Source organism: Azoarcus sp. TTM-91 (assembly GCF_012911025.1).
Classification (GTDB): domain Bacteria; phylum Pseudomonadota; class Gammaproteobacteria; order Burkholderiales; family Rhodocyclaceae; genus Azoarcus.
Genome location: NZ_WUEI01000060.1, coordinates 1 through 20,835, shown reverse-complemented (window position 1 = coordinate 20,835; position 20,835 = coordinate 1). Strand labels below are relative to the sequence as shown.

The 20,835-nt window shown below is 65.7% G+C and carries 18 protein-coding genes; 17 read left to right on the top strand and 1 reads right to left on the bottom strand.

Features of this window, described 5'->3' with window-relative positions:
• Positions 1 to 10 precede the first annotated feature (10 nt).
• The 17 genes from epsE (at position 11) to GRF61_RS15555 (ending at position 20,313) form a co-directional block, all read left to right on the top strand.
• A complete protein-coding gene (gene epsE / locus GRF61_RS15635) occupies positions 11 to 838 on the top strand; it encodes a polysaccharide export protein EpsE (RefSeq protein ID WP_211166006.1) in 828 nt (275 codons plus the stop codon).
• Between the two features lie 13 nt (positions 839 to 851).
• Positions 852 to 2,252, top strand: a complete 1,401-nt coding sequence (gene epsF / locus GRF61_RS15630; RefSeq protein WP_169151559.1) for a chain length determinant protein EpsF — start codon at positions 852 to 854, stop codon at positions 2,250 to 2,252.
• A 4-nt stretch (positions 2,253 to 2,256) separates the two neighbouring features.
• A complete protein-coding gene (gene epsG, locus GRF61_RS15625) occupies positions 2,257 to 3,126 on the top strand; it encodes a chain length determinant protein tyrosine kinase EpsG (protein WP_169151558.1) in 870 nt (289 codons plus the stop codon).
• A gap of 3 nt (positions 3,127 to 3,129) precedes the next feature.
• On the top strand, positions 3,130 to 4,101 hold the full coding sequence (locus GRF61_RS15620) for a glycosyltransferase family 2 protein (protein WP_169151557.1): 972 nt from the start codon (positions 3,130 to 3,132) through the stop codon (positions 4,099 to 4,101).
• Between the two features lie 97 nt (positions 4,102 to 4,198).
• Entirely contained in the window at positions 4,199 to 5,617 is a 1,419-nt protein-coding gene (locus tag GRF61_RS15615) for an O-antigen ligase family protein (protein WP_248281273.1), read from the top strand.
• A gap of 118 nt (positions 5,618 to 5,735) precedes the next feature.
• A complete protein-coding gene (locus GRF61_RS15610) occupies positions 5,736 to 7,181 on the top strand; it encodes an Atrophin-1 multi-domain protein (RefSeq protein ID WP_211166005.1) in 1,446 nt (481 codons plus the stop codon).
• Positions 7,182 to 7,209: 28 nt separating this feature from the next.
• Entirely contained in the window at positions 7,210 to 7,779 is a 570-nt protein-coding gene (locus GRF61_RS15605) for a serine acetyltransferase (protein ID WP_169151556.1), read from the top strand.
• Positions 7,776 to 8,981 (top strand): glycosyltransferase, encoded by a 1,206-nt coding sequence (locus GRF61_RS15600; RefSeq protein WP_169151555.1) that lies wholly within the window; start codon positions 7,776 to 7,778, stop codon positions 8,979 to 8,981. Before GRF61_RS15605 ends, GRF61_RS15600 begins: the two co-directional genes overlap by 4 nt.
• Positions 8,978 to 10,162: a glycosyltransferase family 2 protein gene (locus tag GRF61_RS15595; protein WP_169151554.1), complete on the top strand. Its 1,185-nt coding sequence runs from the start codon at positions 8,978 to 8,980 to the stop codon at positions 10,160 to 10,162. The genes GRF61_RS15600 and GRF61_RS15595 overlap by 4 nt, the downstream gene beginning before the upstream one ends.
• Before the next feature lie 117 nt (positions 10,163 to 10,279).
• Positions 10,280 to 11,443: a GDSL-type esterase/lipase family protein gene (locus GRF61_RS15590; protein ID WP_169151553.1), complete on the top strand. Its 1,164-nt coding sequence runs from the start codon at positions 10,280 to 10,282 to the stop codon at positions 11,441 to 11,443.
• Between the two features lie 9 nt (positions 11,444 to 11,452).
• Positions 11,453 to 12,871 (top strand): MBOAT family protein, encoded by a 1,419-nt coding sequence (locus GRF61_RS15585; RefSeq protein ID WP_169151552.1) that lies wholly within the window; start codon positions 11,453 to 11,455, stop codon positions 12,869 to 12,871.
• A 31-nt stretch (positions 12,872 to 12,902) separates the two neighbouring features.
• A complete protein-coding gene (locus GRF61_RS15580; RefSeq protein WP_248281272.1) occupies positions 12,903 to 13,946 on the top strand; it encodes a glycosyltransferase in 1,044 nt (347 codons plus the stop codon).
• Positions 13,943 to 15,436 carry a lipopolysaccharide biosynthesis protein gene (locus GRF61_RS15575; RefSeq protein ID WP_169151550.1) on the top strand — a complete coding sequence of 498 codons (1,494 nt, stop codon included), beginning with the start codon at positions 13,943 to 13,945 and terminating at the stop codon, positions 15,434 to 15,436. The genes GRF61_RS15580 and GRF61_RS15575 overlap by 4 nt, the downstream gene beginning before the upstream one ends.
• Positions 15,437 to 15,473: 37 nt before the next feature.
• The gene (locus GRF61_RS15570) at positions 15,474 to 16,292 is read left to right on the top strand and encodes a polysaccharide pyruvyl transferase family protein (RefSeq protein WP_169151549.1); all 819 of its coding nucleotides are present in this window, start codon (positions 15,474 to 15,476) and stop codon (positions 16,290 to 16,292) included.
• Between the two features lie 68 nt (positions 16,293 to 16,360).
• A complete protein-coding gene (locus tag GRF61_RS15565; RefSeq protein WP_169151548.1) occupies positions 16,361 to 17,683 on the top strand; it encodes a UDP-glucose/GDP-mannose dehydrogenase family protein in 1,323 nt (440 codons plus the stop codon).
• Between the two features lie 23 nt (positions 17,684 to 17,706).
• Positions 17,707 to 19,161 (top strand): mannose-1-phosphate guanylyltransferase/mannose-6-phosphate isomerase, encoded by a 1,455-nt coding sequence (locus GRF61_RS15560; protein WP_169151547.1) that lies wholly within the window; start codon positions 17,707 to 17,709, stop codon positions 19,159 to 19,161.
• A 60-nt stretch (positions 19,162 to 19,221) separates the two neighbouring features.
• On the top strand, positions 19,222 to 20,313 hold the full coding sequence (locus tag GRF61_RS15555) for an NDP-sugar synthase (RefSeq protein WP_169151546.1): 1,092 nt from the start codon (positions 19,222 to 19,224) through the stop codon (positions 20,311 to 20,313).
• A gap of 129 nt (positions 20,314 to 20,442) precedes the next feature.
• Here GRF61_RS15555 and GRF61_RS15550 read toward each other — a convergent pair whose 3' ends face one another.
• The gene (locus GRF61_RS15550) at positions 20,443 to 20,607 is read right to left on the bottom strand and encodes a hypothetical protein (protein WP_169151545.1); all 165 of its coding nucleotides are present in this window, start codon (positions 20,605 to 20,607) and stop codon (positions 20,443 to 20,445) included.
• Positions 20,608 to 20,835 lie beyond the last annotated feature (228 nt).

Genomic DNA, 20,835 nt, shown 5'->3' with positions numbered 1-20,835 from the left:
CGACAAGGGCATGGCTCGAATGCTGTCTTCCACATCGCTCCGTACGTTTTCGTTTCTTCTGTTCCTGTTTCTGCAGTGCCTTTCGCTGGCAAGTCAGGCGGCGGATGGCTCACGTGAGTACGTCCTGGGTGCCGGGGACATCGTGCGCATCTCGGTGTTCCAGAACCCGGATCTGACCACGGAAGGGCGAGTCTCCGAGACCGGCATGCTCACCTTTCCGCTGATCGGCGCGGTTGCCGTGGGCGGCAAGACGGTTTCCGCGGCGGAGGCGCTGATTGCGGATCGCCTGAAACGCGGTGGATTTGTCCTGCAGCCGCAGGTGACGGTGCTGCCGGTGCAGATTCGCGGCAATCAGGTCGCCGTGCTTGGTCATGTGAACAAGCCGGGGCGCTATCCGCTGGAGACTTTCAACCTGCGCGTGACCGACCTGCTGGCGACCGGCGGTGGCATCGCCAATGGTGGTGCTGACGTGGTGGTGCTGGTCGGAACGCGTGATGGCAAGCGGTTTCGCCGCGAGATCGACATCGCGGCACTGTTCCAGCCGGGCAATGAGGACGATGACGTGCTGCTGTCCGGCGGAGACGTGATCTACGCCGCAAAGGAAAGCGTGTTCTACATCTATGGCGAAGTGCAGCGTGCGGGGGCCTATCGCCTGGAGCGCAGCATGAGCGTGATGCAAGGGCTCGCCACCGGTGGCGGGACGACCTTGCGTGGAACGGTTCGCGGGTTGCGCATCCACCGCCGCGATGCCGATGGCGCCGTGAAGGTGATCGAGCCCAGCCTGGATGATCTGCTGCAGCCGAATGACGTTATCTACGTCAAGGAAAGCCTGTTCTGAAGCGGGGTGACGCATGACCTTACAGCAATTCCTACTCATCCTTCGCGCCCGCTTCCGTGTGATCTGCGGGGTGCTTGCCATCGTCGTGCTGGCTGCGGCAGCGGTGAGCCTGATCCTGCCGAAGAAATACACCGCGCAGGCCGCGCTGGTGGTCGACGCGAAGTCCGCCGATCCCATACTCGGCAACATGATCCCGTCGCAGATGATGGCGAGCTATATCGCCACCCAGGTGGACATCATCGGCTCGGATCGTGTCGCCCAGCGGGTGATAGACATCACCGGGCTGGACAAGCAGCCCCAGTTCCAGGAGATGTGGCAGGAGGCGACGGAGGGCAGGGGAGGCATCAAGGTATGGCTCGCCTCGGCGCTGAAGTCGCGGCTGGACGTGAAGCCTGCACGGGAGAGCAATGTCATCACGCTCTCCTACACCGGGAGCAATCCAGAATTCGTGGCCATGGTGGTCAACGCCTTTGCCCAGGCCTATATCGATACCGCGCTCGAGTTGAAAGTGGAACCGGCCCGCCAGTACGCGAACTGGTTCGATGAGCGGACGAAGGGGCTGCGCGACGATCTGGAGGCGGCACAGAAGCGGCTGTCCGACTATGAGCAGCAGCATCGGATCATCGCCTCCGACGGACGCCTGGACGTGGAGACGGCCAGGCTGGCGGAGCTGTCCTCGCAGCTTGTCGCTGTCCAGGGGCTGCGGGCGGACAGCCGGTCCCGGCAGAGCCAATCCGGCGCGGCGGAGCTATTGCCGGAAGTCACTCAGAGCCCCTTGATTTCGAATCTCAAGGCCGAACTGGCCCGCAAGGAAGCCGAGCGCGATCAACTGCGGGGCCGACTGGGCCCGAATCACCCCGAGGTGGGCAAGGTGGCAGCGGAGATCGGCTCCCTGCGCCAGCGGATCGGGTCGGAGACGCAACGGATCGCGGCTTCGCTCGGCACCTCCAGCCGGATCAGTGCGGCGCGGGAGGAGGAAATCGCGGCGGCTGTCGAGGCCCAGAAGGCGCGGGTGCTCGAGTTGAAGGCTCACCGCGACAGCATTGCCGTGCTCCAGCGCGATGTAGAGGCGGCCCAGCGTGCCTACGACCTGGTCACCCAGCGTCTGGCCACCACCAGCCTGGAAAGCCAGACGCAGCAGACCAACGTCGCGGTGCTGACGCCGGCGACCGTGCCCCTGTGGCCGTCCGGCCCGCGCCTGCTGGTCAACCTGCTGCTGGCGATCATCGTCGGTGGCGTGCTTGGGGTCGGCAGTGCCTTTCTGATCGAGCTGGCGGACAGGCGGGTGCGCGGCGAGGACGATCTCGCCAGCCTTGCCGACGTCCCCATCCTGGGTGTGATCCCTTCTGCCGGCGAAGCGTTGGCCGGCGGTTTCCTAGCCCGTTTGTTCCGTCGTCCCGCAGAAGGATATTGATGCCATGAACGCACCGGCCACTACACCTTTTCGTCCGCCCGCGGAACGCTCCATCGGATCCATCCTGATCGACGCGGGGCGCCTCAACGCCGACCAGACCGAACGCATCCTCCGCCTGCAGCGGGAAAAGGGGCTGAGGTTCGGGGAGGCCGCGGTCGTGCTTGGGTTGGCGAACCACAGCGATATCCATTACGCCCTGGCGCGCCAGTTCGACTATCCCTACCTGCAGCGCGGCGAGAGCAAGGTTTCGCCCCAGGTCGTCGCTGCCTACGATCCCTTCTCGCCCCAGGTGGAATCCCTGCGGGCGCTGCGCAGCCAGTTGATGCTGCGCTGGTTCGATCCGGTGGAAGGGCGCCGCGCGCTCGCCGTGGTCAGTCCGGGAGGCGGAGAAGGCCGTTCCTGGCTGGCGGCGAATCTGGCGGTGCTGTTCTCCCAGTTGGGCGAGCGGACGCTACTGATCGATGCCGACCTGCGCAAACCCTGCCTGCATACGCTGTTCGGCCTGCAGGAACGCAGCGGCCTGTCCACGCTGCTGGCGGGGCGGCCGGCACCGGAGGCGGTGCAACGGGTGCCCGACCTGCTGTCGCTCTCCATCCTGCAGGCGGGCGTGGTGCCGCCGAATCCCCAGGAACTGCTGGCGAGGCCGGTGCTGGGCCAGTTGCTGCAACAGTATTCGAGCAGTTTCGATGTGGTCATCGTCGACACGCCGGCCGGTAACCGCTATGCGGACGGTGCGATGGTCGCGGTACGTACGCATGGCGCCCTGATGGTGGCCCGGCGGGACCGGAGCCGCATGGGCGAGGTGAAGCGTTATGCCGAACGGCTCACCCAGTCCGGCGCCGTGGTGGTCGGCTCTGTCATGAACGGGAACTGAGCGATGGACATGCTGGTACAGGAACAAGTGACGAGCGCCGTCGCCGGTCAGAGCGCCGCCGCGACGCAGCTGGACGCGCCGCGCGTCAGCGTGGTCATTCCCTCGTACAACCGCGGACACACCATCGTCGCCTGCCTGCGTAGCGTGCTGGCGCAGACCTTCCAGGACTTCGAAATCATCGTCGTCGACGATGCTTCGGCGGACGACACCAAGGCCCGCGTTGCCTCGGTGGAGGATCCCCGCATCCAGTATCTCGCCCACGCCCAGAACTGGGGTGGGGCGGCGGCGCGGAATACCGGCATCCGGGCCGCGCGGGGCGAATTCATCGCTTTTCTGGACAGCGATGACACCTGGGCGCCGGAGAAGCTGGCGCAGCAGTTGGCCTGCATCGAAAGCCGGGGGGCGGATTACGGCGTTGTCTACACCTGGTTCATCGGCCGGGACAACGAGGGGCAGGAGGTTTCCCGCTCCAATCACACGCTGGAGGGTTGGGCCTTCGAATCCCTGCTGGTGGCGAACTACGTCGGCACCTTCTCCAGCATCCTGGTGCGCCGCTCGGTGATCGAGGGCGTGGGTGGCCTGGACGAGAGCCTGCGCAGCTGCCAGGACTGGGATCTGTCCATCCGCCTGAGCAGGGTGACCAAGATCTGCTGCGTTGAGGACTACCTCGTCTCTTATCTGCACAACGGCAAGGACAAGCACCGCATCTCTTCCAACCCCAAGTCCCTGATCCAGGGGCACAGGCGGGTGCTGGAGAAGTTCGAGGAAGACTACTCCCGGCTGCCGCGGGAAAAGGCGGTGCAGGCCTTGAATGGCTTTCTCATGGTGTTCTCGTCGGCGGGTTCCTTCCCGGACGTTCTCCGCCTCGGCCGCCGCATCGTCGCGGCCGCGCCGGATGTGCGGGGCCTGGGGCTTTGCGCCAGTGCCTTGGCGCGCACCGCGAAGCGGCGCATGACGCGCCGTTTCGGCTACTGATACGCATGGCTTCCAGGCGCTCCCTCCCGCAGCCCGGATGCGCGGTGCGCTTTCCCGCCGCGCCCGGATGGAACCCCGCCCGCTCAGGAACGCCGGAATGAACGGCGAGTTGCTGTCGCGCCATCCTTCCCTGCTGAGCGGGGCGGCGTTTGCCATCGCCCTGCTGGTAGGGCTGGCGATACCGGTTTATGCGGACCTGATGGCCGGCAACTACATCCGCCTGATGGTGCTGCCTGCGCTGATCGCGCTGGGCTTCGTCTTCTGCGTCGACCGCCTGTTCCTGCTCGGCATGGTGCTGCTCTTCCGCGCCGCGGGCGACCTGGTGTTCGACAGCACCAAGTTCTCGCTTGGGCCGATTTCCCTGGGATTCGGCGGCCTGGTGAATGCCTTCGTGATCCTGATCGCGGTGCTGCTGGTTGCCGGCCGGCCGGCGCGGTTTCCGCGCACGGTGGCGCAGCCGTGGATTGCGTTCCTGCTGGTGGCGCTGATCTGTACCCTCACCGCGCCGGAGAAGGGCGAGGCGATCCGGAGCTATCTCGGCTTCCTCTCCTACTTCGCGGTGTTCCTGTCGGCCTTCTATTTCGTTCGCACCGAGGCGGACTTCAAGGTCTGCGTGAAGCTGGTGTTGCTTTCATCCTTGCTGCCTTCCGCCTATGCCTTGGTGGACGTGCTGCTGAGTGGGCTGCCGATGGGTTTCCAGGGTTATCGCCTGAAGAGCACCTTTACCCACCCGAACATCTTTGCCTTCTACCTAACCTTGGTGCTGTGCCTGGCGCTGTACGCACTGAAGAGTCCGCGGATCCAACTGGGGGCGTTCAGGCGCAGCGCGCTGACGCTGTACGTGCCTTATCTGCTCGCTCTCCTGCTGCTGACGCAGACGCGCAGCGCCTGGATGGCCTGCTTCGCCGTCTTCGGCATCTACGCCCTGATGTTCGAGCGCCGCTACCTCGTCTATCTGGCGGCGGCGCCGGCGCTGGCGATGCTGGTGCCCAGCGTGCGTGACCGGGTGCTGGACCTCGGCAGCGGCAACGAGGTGGTGCAGTACGCGAAATTGAACTCTTTTGCCTGGCGCCTGCAGATCTGGGAGTACGGCCTGCGCTGGATTCGCCCGGAAAACCTGTTGCTCGGCTACGGCTTCGGCTCGTTCAAGTTCTACTCGCCCACCTTCTTCCCGTTCTCCGGCGGGGTGAACTTCGGGGCGCACAACATCTACGTGCAGACCATCTTCGAGTTCGGGCTGGCGGGCCTGGCGGCGTTGTCCTGGCTGTTCGCGCGCCTGCTGCGAACGCTGAAGCGCATGGCGCGGATAGACAAGCTCGGCGCCTTCGTCGCCATCGCCCTGGTGGTGGAGTACATGATCATCTCTGCCTCCGACAACATTTTTTCCTACCTCGCATTCAACTGGTACTTCTGGTTCGTGGTCGGCGCTGGCTGCGCTGTGGTGCTACGACACATGGAAGAGGAGCGCGAGGAACCGGTGGCCGTCCGCCAGCCCCTGATCCGCGCTGCGATCTGACGCGGCACGGCGTTTGCGAGCGACGGTCGTCAAAAACATGAACATTTCTTGTCAGGGAGCATACCGATGCCCGGGGCGGGACGATTTCCACCCCGGCAGACATGGAAGGAGTCATGCCATGTACAAGCTGCAGCTAGCTCGAGGAACGGATGGAAACCGACGGTGGATCATGGCCGCCTTTGTATGTTCCGCCCTGGCGCTCGCACAGGCGGGGGAGGCGGAGGCCCAGGCCGAACCCAACGTCAGCTGGGGTTCCTACGAAAACCTCTTTTCCGCCCGTTCGCCCTGGAACAGTCGCCCGGTTTCCCCGGTGTTTGGTGAATACGTGATCCCGAAATCCAGCTATGCCCCTTCGGTTGCCGAGGGGGCGTGGTCGACCGGTGTCTTTCTTGCCGGCGAGAACGATCCGCCGGTCACCGTTCGGGGCCTGCCCGGCACCGCCGGCGTGTGGGATCCGGACGCGGAAGTCCGGCGGGAGATCACCGTCCCCCGGTGGCCGGCGGGCGTGATCCCCGCCAGTGCGGCGGATGGTCATGCGGACATCGTCGACCCGGTGGCGGGTATCGTCCATTCCTTTTACAAGCTGCGGCAGCTCGAGGGCAACTGGGTGGCCTCCCAGTATGCGTGGACGCGCTTGAACGGCAGAGGATGGGGCGATCCGGCGCATTACTTCCAGGGGGCGCGGGCGGCGGCAGTGCCGACGTCCGGCGGCCTAATCCGCAAGCACGAGATCGACGACGGCCGGTCCCATTACCCGCATGCCCTGACCATGTCGCTGACCTACAACGGCTTGTCGGCGAATCCCACCTACATTTTTCCCGCAACTTCGGCGGACAAGGATGCGGCGACGACCAATACCGGCGCGATTCCAGAAGGGGCGCTGGTGATGCTGCCGCCGGGTTTCAACCTGCAGACCATCACCACGCCGGCGCTGCGCAAGGTGGCCGAAACCCTGCAGATCTATGGCGCTTACGTGACTGATCGCAATACCGGCACGCCATTCGTCATCTACGTCGAGAACGGATCGGGCTTCAGCCTGCACCGCAATGGATGGAATACCGCCGCCGCAAACGATCTCGAACGTATCCGGCAGGGCCTGCGCCAGGTCACCGGTGTCGGCGGCTGGATCGATGGCAATGGCGAGTCCTACACGCCTGAGACCAATTTCAACCTGCTTTCCATGCGTGGCCCCTGGCGGCTGCAGAGCGGGACGACCTCCGGCATCTACGAGACCTGGCGCCAGGCGGTGGTCTTTCCGCCCGCTCCGGTGCCGAGCAGCGTGGTGAACACCAGCTACCGCGGCATGCAGCCGGTGTCCTGGGCGCTGCCGGTGGCCGGGCAGCCCTACCAGCTGACGGCTCGGACCACCGGCGGCGGGCTGCTGCGCTTCCAGCTGCGCGACAAGACCAGCAGCGCCATCGTCTACGACAGCAACAACCTGGCCGATGGCGAGACCGCCCGCTTCGTCTGGCCTGCCGGCAACGTCGGCCCGGTGGTGACGGCGACCAGCGGCGTCGGCGTCGAGTCCACCGTCGCGGGTGAACTGCGGCGGGAGGGGCCGTAATGAACTTGATGGGACAAGAGGCTGATCTATGAGTCGTGACCCCGATTGGGCGGCAGATCTGCGGCGCTACGGAGAGCGCCGCCCTTTCCTCAAGGAGCAGTCCATCTGGGCGATTGCGCTCTACCGGTTTGGCCGCCGCCTGGAGCGGCGGCCGGCCGGCCCCCTGAAGCGCTTCCTCACCCCGGTGTACTGGCTCGCCTTCCGCATGGTGGAGACGGCGGTCGGCATCAGCCTGCCCAAGGCCGCGGCCATCGGAGGTGGCCTGAGGATCTGGCATTTCGGCGGCATCTTCATCCATCCGCAGGTGGTCATCGGCCGCAACTGCACGCTGAGACAGGGCGTCACCATCGGCAACCGCCACGAGGACGGCCCGGTGCCGGTGGTGGGCGACGACGTGGAGTTCGGCGCCTATGCCCAGGTGCTGGGCGGGGTGCGTATCGGCAACGGTTGCAAGATCGGGGCCCTGTCGGTGGTGCTGTGCGACGTGCCGGATGGGGCGACCGCAGTCGGCAGCCCGGCGCGCGTCATCCTGCCCGCTGGCCGCGCTGCCATGCCGGAGCAGGAGAAGCTGGTCGTGGTTGCGGGGGGCGGACGGTGAAGATCGCCTATCTCGTCAACCAGTATCCCAAGGTCAGCCACAGCTTCATCCGCCGCGAAATCCTGGCGCTGGAGAAACAAGGCTTCGAAGTCCTGCGTCTTGCGGTTCGTGGTTGGGATGCGGATGTGGTGGACGCCGAAGACAGGCGCGAACAGGCGCTGACCACCTACCTGCTGAAGGACGGCGCCGGTGGCCTGCTGCGGTCGGTGTTCGATGCCTTCAAGGCCTCGCCCAGCCGCTTTTTTTCGGCACTGAAACTGGCGCTGCGCATGGGCTGGCGGGCGGACCGGCCGTGGCCGGTGCACCTGATCTACTTTGCCGAAGCCTGCAGGGCGCTGCCGGCGCTGAGGGGGTTCGGCGCCCGCCATCTGCATGCGCATTTCGGCACCAACCCGGCCGAGGTCGCGATGCTGATCGAAGCCTTGATCGGCCTGCCGTACAGCTTCACCGTTCACGGCCCGGAGGAGTTCGACAAGCCCCAGTTCATCGGTACCGGCGAGAAACTGCGGCGCTCGGCCTTCGTCGTCGCCATCAGTTCCTTCGGCCGCAGCCAGCTTTTCCGCTGGGTGGACCACTGCCACTGGCCGCGGGTGAAGGTGGTGCATTGCGGCCTGGAGCCGGCTTTCCACGAAGTGGCGCCGGTGCCGACACCGGAGAAGCCGCGGCTGGTGTGCGTGGGCCGGCTGTGCGAGCAGAAGGGCCAACTGCTGCTGGTCGAAGCCCTGGGCGGTCTGGCGAAGAAGGGCGTGGATTTCGAAATGGTGCTAGCCGGCGATGGCGAGCTGCGCGGGGAGGTGGAGACGCTTATCGCCCGCCACGGCCTGGAGGGCAAGGTGCGGATCACCGGCTGGATCAGCAGCGATCAGGTGCGCGAGGAGATCCTCGCCGCCCGCGCGCTGGTGCTGCCCAGCTTCGCCGAGGGGCTGCCGGTGGTGATCATGGAGGCCCTGGCGCTGCGCCGGCCTGTGGCCACCACTTATGTAGCAGGCATCCCCGAGCTGGTGCAGCCCGAAGAGAATGGCTGGCTGTTCCCCGCCGGTTCGGTGGAGGCACTCACCGCCGCGCTGGAACGTGTGCTGAGCACGCCGCCCGAGGTGCTGGAGCGCATGGGAGAGGCCGGCCGCGCCCGGGTGCTGCAGCGGCATGACGTGGATACCGAGGCGGCCAAGCTGGGCAATTTGTTCCGGGAGGCGCACGCATGAGCATCGTCTCCTGGCTGTTGATCGTTGCAGGGCTGCTCCTGCTGGTCCCCGTGCTGATCTTCGCCTTCCAAATCCTGGTGGCGTTTCCGGGCCGCAAACCGGCGGGCTTGCCGGCAGGCCGCCGGCCGCGGATTGCGGTGCTCGTGCCGGCGCATGACGAGGCGCTCGGCATCAGCGCCACCGTGCACAACATCCGTGAGCAATTGCAGGCCGGAGACCGGCTGCTGGTGGTGGCGGACAACTGCAGCGACGACACTGCCGCGCTGGCGGTGGCAGCGGGCGCGGAGGTCATCGTGCGGCATGACACCAGCCGCCGCGGCAAAGGCTATGCGCTGGATTTCGGCGTCCGTCACCTGGCGGCGGAGGCGCCGGAGGCCGTGGTCATCGTCGATGCGGACTGCCAGCTGGAGGCCGGGGCGCTGGCCTACCTGAGCCGTGTCGGCCTGCAAAGCGGGCGGCCGGTGCAGGCCCTGTACCTGATGCATGCGCCGCCGCATGCCGGGCTCAAGACCCGCATCGCCGCCTTCGCCTGGAGGGTGAAGAACCTGCTGCGGCCGCTGGCTTGCCTCCGGCTGGGCCTGCCCTGCCAGCTGATGGGAACCGGCATGTACTTCCCATGGGCGATGATCAGCCAGGCGCAGCTCGCCAGCGGCCACATCGTCGAGGACATGAAGCTGGGTGTGGACCTCGCCCGCGCCGGAACGCCGCCGCTGTTCTGCCCGGAGGCGGTCGTCAGCAGCGTCTTCCCGAGCACCGGCGAGGGCGTGCAGTCCCAGCGTACGCGCTGGGAGCATGGTCACCTGGGGATGATTCTTGCCGACACGCCGAAGATGCTGGCCTCCGCGCTGCTGCGCGCCGATCTGCGTCTGGCGGCGATGGCGCTGGACCTGTGCGTGCCGCCGCTGGCCTTGCTGCTGCTGTCGATGCTGGGGCTGACGGTGGTGACCGGCCTGTTCGCGCTCATCGGCGGCAGCGGCCTGGGCTTCGCCATTGCCTTCAGCAGCACCGCGTTGCTGGGTGTGTCGGTGCTGCTGGCCTGGCTGCGCTGCGGGCAGGACATCGTGTCCTTCTCCGACCTGGTCCGCGCGCCTTTGTATGCGCTTTCCAAGATTCCGCTGTATCTCCGTTTTCTCGTTAGCCGCCAGGTGGACTGGGTGCGCTCGCGGCGGGACGGTTCTTGATTTTTCCAGGGAGGGGAAAGGCGCGCCGGGGAATGTCGCGGCTGCGCCGGAGGCAGGTAGTGGATGGTCCGGGCGCGCTGCGCCCGGCGGGTTTTCAGTCTTGATCTAGGGGCGATCATGCTGACCTTGCTGTTCAGGATTCTGCGGCTGCCGTTGGGCGCCGGTGTCGAGGACACCGCCGAAGGCGCCGCACCAAAACAAGAAGCAGTGGCCCGCAAAAGCGGAGCCGCGCGGCGCATCAGCCTGGTTCTGCTATCGGCGGTAGTGCTGTTCGTGGTGCTGGAGCTTGCACTGCAGGTGCGCTCGCAGGTGCGCTTCGGCCAGAGCATCTTCAACCTCGCCAAGGGCCAGACGCGCTACATCCAGGACCCGGTCACCGGCCTCAAGCTGCTGCGGCCGGCCAGCGTGTTGCCCGGCAGCGAGGTCGAGATCCGCACCAACAGCCTCGGGCTGCGCAGTCCGGAGGTAACGCCGGCGCGGTTGCCTGGCAGCCTGCGGATCGCGGTCGTCGGCGCCTCGACGGTGATGGGCGAAATGGCGCGCTCGAACGAGGCAACTTTCTCCGCACTGCTGCATGAGCGTCTGCAGAAGCACTACCCGGACCGCAAGGTGGAGGTCATCAACGCCGGTATCGCCGGCTACCGGCTGGCGGACCAGTTGAGCATGCTCAAGCAGATCGTGCTGCCGTTGAAGCCGGACCTGGTGGTGGTGTACCCCGGCTTCAACGATTTCGCCGATTACTGCAAGGCGGGCAAGGCGCCGGCTGCGTCCTCGCGCGAGGGCTTGCCCCTGCTCACGCTGCCGAACTGGTTGCTGTCGGTGGATGCGGTGCGCAAGAAGACGGTGGCCTTGCGTTCCGCGCCGCCGATGCCAGGCAAGCGGCTGGACCCGGCGTCCATCGATCTGCTGCCTTACCGGCAGCGGCTGGAAGGTCTGGTGAGCGCAGCGCGCGGCGCCGGCGTCGACCTGGTACTGGCCACAAACGCCCGCGCCTACCGGGCGGAGCAGCCGCTGGACGTGCAGATGCGGCTGTCGGAGCAGGCCCGGTATTTCAATCCCTGCTTCGATCTGCCGGGGCTCAACACCCTCTACGACCGCCACAACAGCGAGATCGTGCAGACCGCCAGGCGGATGGACGTGCCCGTGCTCCGGCTGGACCAGCGGATTCCCGGCGGCCAGCGCTACTTCGTCGATGCCAGCCATTTCACGCTGGCCGGCGAGGAACTCGCCGCCGACGAGATCTACGGCTTCCTGCTCGACCAACACCTCGCCGGTTCCTGAGTCCGCCAAATGTCCTTCCAGTCGCTGCATTTCTTCCTGTTCCTGGCCGTCGTCTTCGGCCTCAACCGGCTGCTGCTGCGCCATGCGGATGCGCGCAAGAACATGCTGCTGGCCGCCAGCTACTACTTCTACATGTGCTGGGACTGGCGCTACGCCGCGCTGCTGCTGTTCATGAGCGTGGTGAGCTTCGCCGCCGGCCGTGCCATTGAGGCCAGCTCGTCGGCCGCGGTGCGCAAGCGCTGGCTGGCGGCGGCGCTGCTCGCCTCGCTGGGGGTGCTGGCCTACTTCAAGTATGTCAATTTCTTCATCGAGAGCGCCGGCCAGCTGCTGAACACGATGGGCTTCGAGGCCAACCTGCCGCTGCTGCAGGTCCTGCTGCCCATCGGCATCTCCTTCTTCACCTTCCAGAGCCTGTCCTACACGCTGGACATCTACCGCGGCAAGGAGAAGGCCACTGACAGCTTCCGCGACTTCGCGCTCTTCGTCGCTTTTTTCCCGACGGTGCTGTCCGGCCCCATCACCCGGGCGCGCCAGTTCATGCCGCAGCTGGAGCACCTGCCGAAAGATGATGAGAAGCGCATGGAGGAGGGGCTGGTACTGATCCTGCGCGGCTTCATCAAGAAGATGGCTTTTGCCGACGTGCTGGCTGTCCAGCTGGTGAATCCGGCCTTTGCCGCGCCCTCGGAGTATTCGCCGCTGTTCCTGCTGGTCGCGGTGTATGCATTCAGCTTCCAGCTCTACATGGACCTCTCCGGCTACACCGATATCGCCCGCGGCGTCGCCAAGCTGCTGGGCTTCGACCTGATGAAGAACTTCGACCGCCCCTACCAGGCGACCAGCGTGTCCAATTTCTGGCAGCGCTGGCATATCTCCATGTCCAGCTTCTTCCGCGACTACCTGTATTTCGGCATCGGCGGCTCCAAGCACGGCAACGTCTATATCAACCTCTACATCACCTTCGTCGCCATCGGTATCTGGCATGGGGCAGGGTGGAATTTCGTGCTCTACGGCGTGATCCACGGCAGCTTCGTCTGCTTCGAGCGCTGGCGCCGCGGTCGGCGGGAGGCGAAGGGGCTGCCGCCGGAGCCGACCTCCGCTGGAGCCCGGCTGCTCGCCATCTTCCTCGCCTTCCAGGTCGTGGCCCTGTCACGAATCCTGTTCCGCGCGCCGGATCTCGATAGTGCCGCCGCCTATGTCTCCGCGATGCTGCAGCCGGTGTCGAACAACGCGCCCTTCACGCTGATGGGCGTGGGCGTGTTGCTGCTGGCGGTGCTGCTGCACTACCTGCCCAAGGGGCTGTTCACCCGGGCGGCGGTGGCTTACTGCAGGGCGCCGGTGGTGCTGCAGGGCGGCGCTATCGTCGGCCTGGCGCTGACGCTGGCGGCGCTCTCGCCCGGCGGCGCCTCGTTCATTTACTTCCAGTTCTAAGCCTGAAGCCAGGCAATCGGAGATGTTGAAGATGGCTGTCAGCAAGGCTGTCGCGACCGGGCAACAACCGCAGATCAGGGTGCTGCAGTCCCTGTTCCGGCAAACGGACAACGACAATCCCTACGTCAAGCAGGTGGTGGCGGCGGTGTCGCCGCATGCCGAGGTGGCGTTCTTCTCATGGCGTACCGCGCTGTTCGGCCGTTACGACGTGTTCCACGTCCATTGGCCGGAATTCCTGCTGCGCGCAGAGGGCCGCAGCCGGGCAGTGCGCTACGCGCTGTTCCTGGCATTGCTGGCACGGACCGCGGTGCTGCGGCGGCCGGTAGTGCGCACGCTGCACAACCTGGCGCCGCACGAGAGCGCCGGGGCGGCCGAGCGCTTCCTGCTGCGCCTGCTGGATAGCCGTACGCAGATGTGGATACGCATCAACGCTGTCACCGAGCCGCGGGCGCCGCAGACGGTCACCATCCTGCATGGTCACTATCGCGACTGGTTCGCCGACAAGGCGGTGCCGGCCTCGGTGCCCGGCCGCCTGCTGTACTTTGGCCTGATCCGCCCCTACAAGGGCGTGGAGACGCTGCTGGAGTGCTTCCGCCAGTTGCCGGCCGGCAGCTGCGATTTCAGCCTGCGCCTGGTGGGCAATCCCTCCACCGCCGAACTGCGCGGGCAGATCGAGGCGGCCGGTGCGCTAGACCCGCGCGTTACTTCCCTGCTGGCCTATGTGGACGACGTCACTTTGGCGACGGAGATCGGCGAGGCGGAGCTCGTCGTGCTGCCCTTCCGCCAGATGCACAACTCCGGTTCGCTGCTGCTGGCGCTGTCGCTGAACCGGCCGGTGCTGGTGCCGCGCAACGAAGCCAACGAGGCGCTGGCCGCCGAGGTGGGGCCGGGCTGGGTCTACATGTATGACGGCGAGCTGGAACCGGCCAAGCTGGAGGCGGCGCTGACGCAGCTTCGCAGTGATACGCGTGCGCCCATGCCCGATTTCTCCCGCCGCGAATGGGCGGATGCCGGCGACCAGCACTACCGCGCCTACCTCTCCGCCATCCGCGGCCGCCCGCTGGAGGCCCAATGACGGCCGAGAGCGTTTCCGCCGCGTCGCCGCCGGGGCCGGTTGCCGACAAGCGTCTGGGTACCACTGCCGCCCGCGGCGCGCTGGTGACCATGGGCGGGCAGGGGGGCAAGATCCTGCTCCAGTTCGGCGGCATCATCGTGCTCGCGCGCCTGCTGTCCCCGGCCGACTACGGCCTGCTGGCGATGGTGATGGCCATCGTCGGTGTTGGCGAAGTGCTGCGGGATTTCGGCCTGTCGTCCGCCGCGGTTCAGGCCCGCCAGCTGACTGCCCAGCAGCGCAGCAACCTGTTCTGGATCAACTCGCTGATCGGTCTGCTGCTGGCCGGCGTGGTGTATGCCTGCGCGCCCTTGATCGCCGCCTTCTACCGCGAGCCCCTGTTGCAGCCCATCGCCCAGGCGTTGGCGCTGACCTTCCTGTTCAATGGCCTCGCCACCCAGTACCGCGCCCAACTGAACCGGGAGATGCGCTTCGGCCGCCTGGCCGGCGTCGAGGTGATCGGCCAGGCCGTGGGGCTGACCACAGGCGTGGTGCTGGCGCTGCGCGGCTACGGCTATTGGGCGCTGGTGGCGCAGCAGGTGGGCCAGATCGGCCTCACCTTGCTGCTGCTGGTGGCTGCCACCGGCTGGCGCCCCGGCCTGCCGCGGCGAAATGCCGACATGCAGGGCCTGCTGCGCTTCGGCTGGAACCTGATGAATACCCAGCTCATCACCTACTTCAGCCGCAACGTCGATGCCTTGATCATCGGCCACCGCTTTGGCGCCGAGGTGCTGGGCCTGTACAACCGCGCCTACCAGCTGCTGATGTTGCCGCTGAACCAGATCAATGCGCCGGCCACCACCATCGCGCTGCCGGTGCTGTCGCGGCTGAACCAGGACGAGGCGCGCTACGGCCGTTTCCTGCTGCATGGGCAATCGGTGTTGCTGCACCTCATCGTTGCCGCCTTTGCGTTCGGCTGCGCTCAGGCGGAGCCCCTGATCGTGCTGGTGCTGGGTCAGCAATGGGCGCCGGCGGTGCCGGTGTTCCAGATACTGGCTTTCGCCGGCGTGTTCCAGACCGCGGCCTACGCCAGTTACTGGGTCTTCGTCTCCAAGGGCCTGACCGGTTCCCATTTCCGCTTCACGCTGAGTTCGCGGCTGGTGCTGATCGCGCTGGTGGTCACCGGGTCGATGTGGGGCGTGCATGGCGTCGCCACCGCCTTCGCCTGCGGCATGGCGCTGTCCTGGATGTGGGGGCTGCTGTGGCTGCGCGGCTCCGGTGCGCCGGTGAAAGGCATGTTCGGCAACGGGCTGCGCGTCATCGTCGCTTACGGCCTGTGCGGCGTGGCATCCGCGCTGGCGTCCTGGCAATGGGGCGAAGGGTTGCCGATGCGGCTCGCCATCGGCGTGGCGGCAATGCTGCTCGCCTTCCTGTTGATCAACGCGCTGTGGCCGGCCTTCCGCCGCAACGTGCTGGCCATCCTGCAAAGCCGGGCGCTGCTGCGCTCGGCTTGAACACTTTTTCCAGTTAGAGACTGTCGCCAGAGAGAACATGCTGAAACGGAAGATAAGAGCGCTGTTCAATGACGAACCCGCGGTGGATCCGGCCCATGTGCCGCTGCCTTACAACCATGTTTCCCTTTATTGCTGGCGGCCGGCCGATGGCCGGGTGAACTTCGGTGATCACCTCGGCCGTATCGTCGTCTCCCAGCTGCTAGCCTCCCGCGGCTTGACGCTGGACGATGAAGTGGCAAGTGCGGCGCGCATGTTGTCCATCGGCTCGGTGATGCATTTCGCTGGCAACGGCGATGTGATCTGGGGTTCCGGCGTGAATGGCAAGGTGCCGGAATCCGCCTTCACCGCCACCGCATTGGACATTCGCGCGGTACGCGGCCCGCTCACCCAGGAGTTCCTGCGCAAGCGCGGTTTCGAGGTGCCCTCGGTGTTCGGGGATCCTGCGCTGCTGGTGCCGCATCTGTTCAGAGAGCGCTTCAAATGCACCGGTGAACTGCCCCATGTTTTCGTGCCCAATCTGCATGACCTGGCGCTGGTGGCCGGGCAGTCACATATCGTTTCACCCTTGCTGGGCTGGAATAAGGTGATTGCAGAGATACTGCGGGCCCGGCTGGTTCTGGCCAGCTCGCTGCATGGCCTCATCATCGCCGAGGCATTCGGCATACCTGCACGGTATGTCCGCCTTTCCGAGACGGAAAACCTGTTCAAGTACCAGGACTACTACTTCGGCACCGGGCGGGAGAACTTCGAATACGCCACCTCCATTCCCGAGGCAATCGAGATGGGGGGCATGCCGGCCTTCACCTTCGATCCGCAGCCGCTGCTGGCGGCATTCCCCTGGGATCTTTGGGAGTGAGGCTTGAATTTGCGCCGGGCGCTTGACCCGGTGCGTCTGAAATCAACTGAACGTAAGGGGAGAAACAGATGAAACTGACCGTGATCGGTACCGGCTATGTCGGCCTGGTTTCCGGCGCGTGCCTGGCGGACGTCGGCAACGACGTGCTCTGCCTGGACGTGGATGCGGCCAAGATCCGCGTGCTGGAAGAGGGCGGCATCCCCATCCATGAGCCTGGCTTGCTGGAGATGGTGAGGCGCAACGTGGAAGCTGGGCGCTTGTCCTTCACCACCGACGTGGAGAAGGCCGCGCGCTTCGGCGAGATCCAGTTCATCGCGGTGGGCACGCCGCCGGACGAGGATGGCTCCGCCGACCTGCAGTACGTGCTGGCGGCCGCGCGTAACATCGGCCGCCACATGGATGGCTACCGGGTCGTCGTCGACAAGTCCACCGTACCGGTGGGCACAGGCGACAAGGTGAAGGCGGCGATCGCCGATGAGCTTTCCAAGCGTGGTGTCGACCTGCCCTTCTCGGTGGTCTCTAACCCGGAGTTCCTGAAGGAAGGGGCGGCGGTGGACGACTTCATGCGGCCGGACCGCATCGTCGTTGGCGCCGACGACGAGCGCGCCCTCGGGCTGATGCGCCAGCTTTATGCGCCTTTCCAGCGCAAGCACGACAAGCTGGTGTTCATGGACGTGCGCTCCGCCGAGCTGACCAAGTATGCCGCCAACGCCATGCTGGCCACCCGCATCAGCTTCATGAACGAGCTGGCCAACCTGGCCGAGACGCTGGGTGCGGACATCGAACTGGTGCGCCAAGGTATAGGTTCGGATCCCCGCATCGGCTGGCATTTCCTCTACGCCGGCTGCGGCTACGGCGGTTCCTGCTTCCCCAAGGATGTGAAGGCGTTGATCCGCACGGCCGGCGAGCACGGCCGCGACCTCAAGGTGCTGACCGCGGTGGAGGACGCCAACGACGCCCAGAAGCATGTGCTGATCGACAAGATCGTCGCCCGCTTCGGTGAGGACCTCTCCGGCCGCCGCTTCGCCCTGTGGGGCCTGGCCTTCAAGCCGGATACCGACGACATGCGCGAGGCCCCCAGCCGGGTGATCATCGAGGAGCTGTTCAAGCGCGGCGCCACCGTTACCGCCTACGACCCGGTGGCGATGCTGGAGGCGGAGCGCATCTTCGGCGACGAGTCCCGCCTGACCTACGCCGGCCGGCCGAAGAGCGCGCTGGAAGGGGCGGATGCGCTGGTCATTGTCACCGAATGGAAGGAATTCCGCAGCCCGGATTTCGAGGCCATCCGCAGCCGTCTGCGCCAGCCGGTGGTGTTCGACGGACGCAATATGTACGACCCCGAACTGGTGCGGGAAAAGGGCATCGAGTACTTCGGCATCGGCCGGCGTTGAAGCATTGAAGGAGTGATACGAGCATGGCGATCAAGAGCGTGATTCTCTCTGGCGGTGCGGGTACCCGCCTGTGGCCGGCTTCCCGCGAGGCCTATCCCAAGCAGCTGCTGCCGCTCACCGGCGAACTCTCCATGCTGCAGCAGACTGCGCTGCGGCTGTCCGGCTTCTCGCCGGACGAAGTGGATGCGGAGCCGCTGGTGGTGAGCAACGAGGACTACCGCTTCGTCATCGCCGAGCAACTGCGCCACATCGGCGTCACCGGCGGGCGCATCGTGCTCGAACCCGCAGGGCGCAACACCGCGCCGGCGTTGACGCTGGCGGCACGGGCCGCACGGGCCAGCGGTGCCGACCCGGTGCTGCTGGTGATGCCGGCGGACCATGTGATCAGCGATCTCGAAGCCTTCCAGGCGGCGGTGTCCGAAGGTGCGCTGCAGGCGGAGGCCGGCGGCATGGTCACCTTCGGCATCGTGCCGGAGCGAGCGGAAACCGGCTACGGCTACATCCGCGTCGGCGCGCAGCTGGAAGGCGCGGCCAGCGCGCGGCGCTGCGTCGGTTTCGTCGAGAAGCCGGATGCGGAAACCGCCGAGCGCTATCTGGCTGGCGGCGAACACCTGTGGAACAGCGGCATCTTCATGATGAAGGCTTCGGTGTGGCTGGCGGCGATGCAGAAATACGCGCCGGACATCGCTGAAGCCTGCGCCCGTGCCTTCGAGGGCAGCAAGGCGGACGCCGATTTCCTGCGTGTCGACAAGGCCGCTTTCGAAGCCTGCCGTTCCGACTCCATCGACTACGCCGTCATGGAGCCGCTCTCCACCGACGCTGCGGCCGAGAACGGGGTGGTGGTGGTGCCGATGGCCGCCGGCTGGTCGGACGTAGGCGCTTGGGATGCATTGTGGGAAGTGTCCGCCAAGGACGACGAGGGTAACTGCTCCCGCGGCGATGTGCTGATCGAGGGCAGCCGCAACACCCTGGTGCATGCCGGCAGCCGGCTGGTGGCGGCGCTGGGCTGCGAAGACATGGTGGTGGTGGAGACGGCGGACGCGGTCATGGTCGCTCACCGCAGCCGCACCCAGGAAGTGAAGAAGGTGGTCGCCCGCCTGCGCGAGCAGGGGCGCGAACTGGCGCAGACCCACCGCAAGGTGCACCGGCCCTGGGGCTGGTACGACTCCATCGATTCCGGCGAGCGCTTCCAGGTCAAGCGCATCGTGGTGGCGCCCGGTGCGCGACTCAGCCTGCAGATGCACCACCACCGCGCGGAGCACTGGATCGTGGTGCGCGGCACCGCCGAGGTGACCTGCGGCGAGCGCACCTTCCTGCTGGCGGAGAACGAATCCACCTTCATCCCGCTGGGCCATACCCATCGCCTCGCCAACCCGGGCAAGGTGCCGCTGGAGATCATCGAGGTGCAGTCCGGCAGCTACCTCGGCGAGGACGACATCGTCCGTTTCGAGGATACCTACGGCCGCGCGCCCGCCTGAGGCGGGCGCCGTGGAGAACGTTTTTTCATTCACCAGAGAGGTATCGACTTGGCAAAAGGAATGATCCTGGCCGCGGGCCAAGGAACGCGGGTGCGCCCGCTGACGAAGAACGTGCCCAAGCCCATGGTGCCGATACTCGGCAAACCGGTGCTGGAATACCTGATCGAGCACCTGGCCCGCTTCGGCATCCGCGAGATCATGATCAACGTGGCCTTCAACCACTACAAGATCGAGAACTACTTCGGCGACGGCCACCGCTGGGGCGTCGAGATCGGCTACTCCTACGAGGGCGGCCGCGAGTACGGCGACATCGTGCCCAAGGCGCTGGGCTCCGCCGGCGGCATGCGCAAGATCCAGGACTTCGGCGGCTTCTTCGACGACACCACGCTGGTGATCTGCGGTGACGCCATCATCGACCTGGACATCCGCGCCGCGCTCGACGAGCACCGCCACAAGGGCGCGCTGGCCAGCGTGGTGACGCTGGACGTGCCGCGCGACCAAGTGCAGAACTACGGCGTGGTGGTGACCGACGAAGAGAGCCGGGTGCAGTCCTTCCAGGAAAAACCCCGGCCGGAGGAAGCGAAATCTACCCTGGCCAGCACAGGCATCTACATCTTTGAACCGGAAGTGCTGGACCTCGTCCCGCCCAAGCAGGAGTTCGACATCGGCAGCCAGTTGTTCCCGCTGCTGGTGGAGCAGGGCAAGCCCTTCTTTGCCCAGAAGCGCTTCTTCAACTGGATAGACATCGGTCGGTTGACCGACTATTGGTCGGTGCTGCAGCGGGTACTGCGCGGGGAAGTGGCGCAGATGGACATGCCCGGCAATGAAGTTCGCCAGGGTGTCTGGGTAGGCCTGAACACCTCCATCGCCTGGGACAGCGTGCAGATCGTCGGCCCGGTGTACATCGGTTCCAACGTGCGTATCGAACCGGGCGCCTCCATCATCGGCCCGACCTGGATAGGCCACGGCAGCCACATCCGCGCCGGCGCCCGTGTGGAACGCAGCATCCTGTTCGAGTACACCCGGGTAGGGGAGGGCATGCGCTTCTCCGAGAAAATCCTGTCGCCGCAGTACTGCGTGGATCGTTCTGGAGAAACCCTTTACGTCGGCGACGAGCACTCGCCCCTGCGCTGGGGCGATGCTCGAGGTTGAGCTGCTGTAGCCTGCCAAAAAAAACGGCCGTCCAGGACATCGGGCGGCCGATTTCACTTTGGAGCGATTCGTGCATTACCAAGTAGTATTGACGCCATTACCGAATGGTCTTCGATATAGAGTTTCACCTTATTCCGCATAGTTGGCGGCAGCCCGTGCCTGCAGTAACTGCGCTGCTTTCAGCGTATGCAGCTTCAGCTTCTTCGAATTGTTGGCGATATCGCCAGGCCCGATCCTGATAGCTGTTGGCGTCCAGATCATTCGAGACCAGTGCAGCACTGGGTCGGATGTCATCGTCGAATTCGACAATGCGAAACACTATTAACCCGGCAACAAACTACCAAACAGCTCAGGCGGCATAGCGAATCTTTTCGTGTTTGAAGTACGACCGAATGCGTTCAGGCTGTTTTTGCAGGCTTCGCAGATGCCCGAGCAGTTTGCTTTGCATCGCCTCTGGTGTCCGAACGGGTTCGCCCGCGTTCATGCGAGCCTTCAAGTCGGCATTCAGATACTCATCCGGAT

Coding starts and splice junctions, on each gene's coding strand:
- GRF61_RS15610 (WP_211166005.1), top strand. CDS start 5,736: ATGTACAAGCTGCAGCTAGCTCGAGGAACGGATGGAAACCGACGGTGG.
- GRF61_RS15550 (WP_169151545.1), bottom strand. CDS start 20,607: ATGACATCCGACCCAGTGCTGCACTGGTCTCGAATGATCTGGACGCCA.
- GRF61_RS15605 (WP_169151556.1), top strand. CDS start 7,210: ATGAGTCGTGACCCCGATTGGGCGGCAGATCTGCGGCGCTACGGAGAG.
- GRF61_RS15570 (WP_169151549.1), top strand. CDS start 15,474: ATGCTGAAACGGAAGATAAGAGCGCTGTTCAATGACGAACCCGCGGTG.
- epsF (WP_169151559.1), top strand. CDS start 852: ATGACCTTACAGCAATTCCTACTCATCCTTCGCGCCCGCTTCCGTGTG.
- GRF61_RS15595 (WP_169151554.1), top strand. CDS start 8,978: ATGAGCATCGTCTCCTGGCTGTTGATCGTTGCAGGGCTGCTCCTGCTG.
- GRF61_RS15565 (WP_169151548.1), top strand. CDS start 16,361: ATGAAACTGACCGTGATCGGTACCGGCTATGTCGGCCTGGTTTCCGGC.
- GRF61_RS15580 (WP_248281272.1), top strand. CDS start 12,903: ATGGCTGTCAGCAAGGCTGTCGCGACCGGGCAACAACCGCAGATCAGG.
- GRF61_RS15585 (WP_169151552.1), top strand. CDS start 11,453: ATGTCCTTCCAGTCGCTGCATTTCTTCCTGTTCCTGGCCGTCGTCTTC.
- GRF61_RS15620 (WP_169151557.1), top strand. CDS start 3,130: ATGGACATGCTGGTACAGGAACAAGTGACGAGCGCCGTCGCCGGTCAG.
- GRF61_RS15555 (WP_169151546.1), top strand. CDS start 19,222: ATGATCCTGGCCGCGGGCCAAGGAACGCGGGTGCGCCCGCTGACGAAG.
- epsG (WP_169151558.1), top strand. CDS start 2,257: ATGAACGCACCGGCCACTACACCTTTTCGTCCGCCCGCGGAACGCTCC.
- GRF61_RS15575 (WP_169151550.1), top strand. CDS start 13,943: ATGACGGCCGAGAGCGTTTCCGCCGCGTCGCCGCCGGGGCCGGTTGCC.
- epsE (WP_211166006.1), top strand. CDS start 11: ATGGCTCGAATGCTGTCTTCCACATCGCTCCGTACGTTTTCGTTTCTT.
- GRF61_RS15560 (WP_169151547.1), top strand. CDS start 17,707: ATGGCGATCAAGAGCGTGATTCTCTCTGGCGGTGCGGGTACCCGCCTG.
- GRF61_RS15590 (WP_169151553.1), top strand. CDS start 10,280: ATGCTGACCTTGCTGTTCAGGATTCTGCGGCTGCCGTTGGGCGCCGGT.
- GRF61_RS15615 (WP_248281273.1), top strand. CDS start 4,199: ATGAACGGCGAGTTGCTGTCGCGCCATCCTTCCCTGCTGAGCGGGGCG.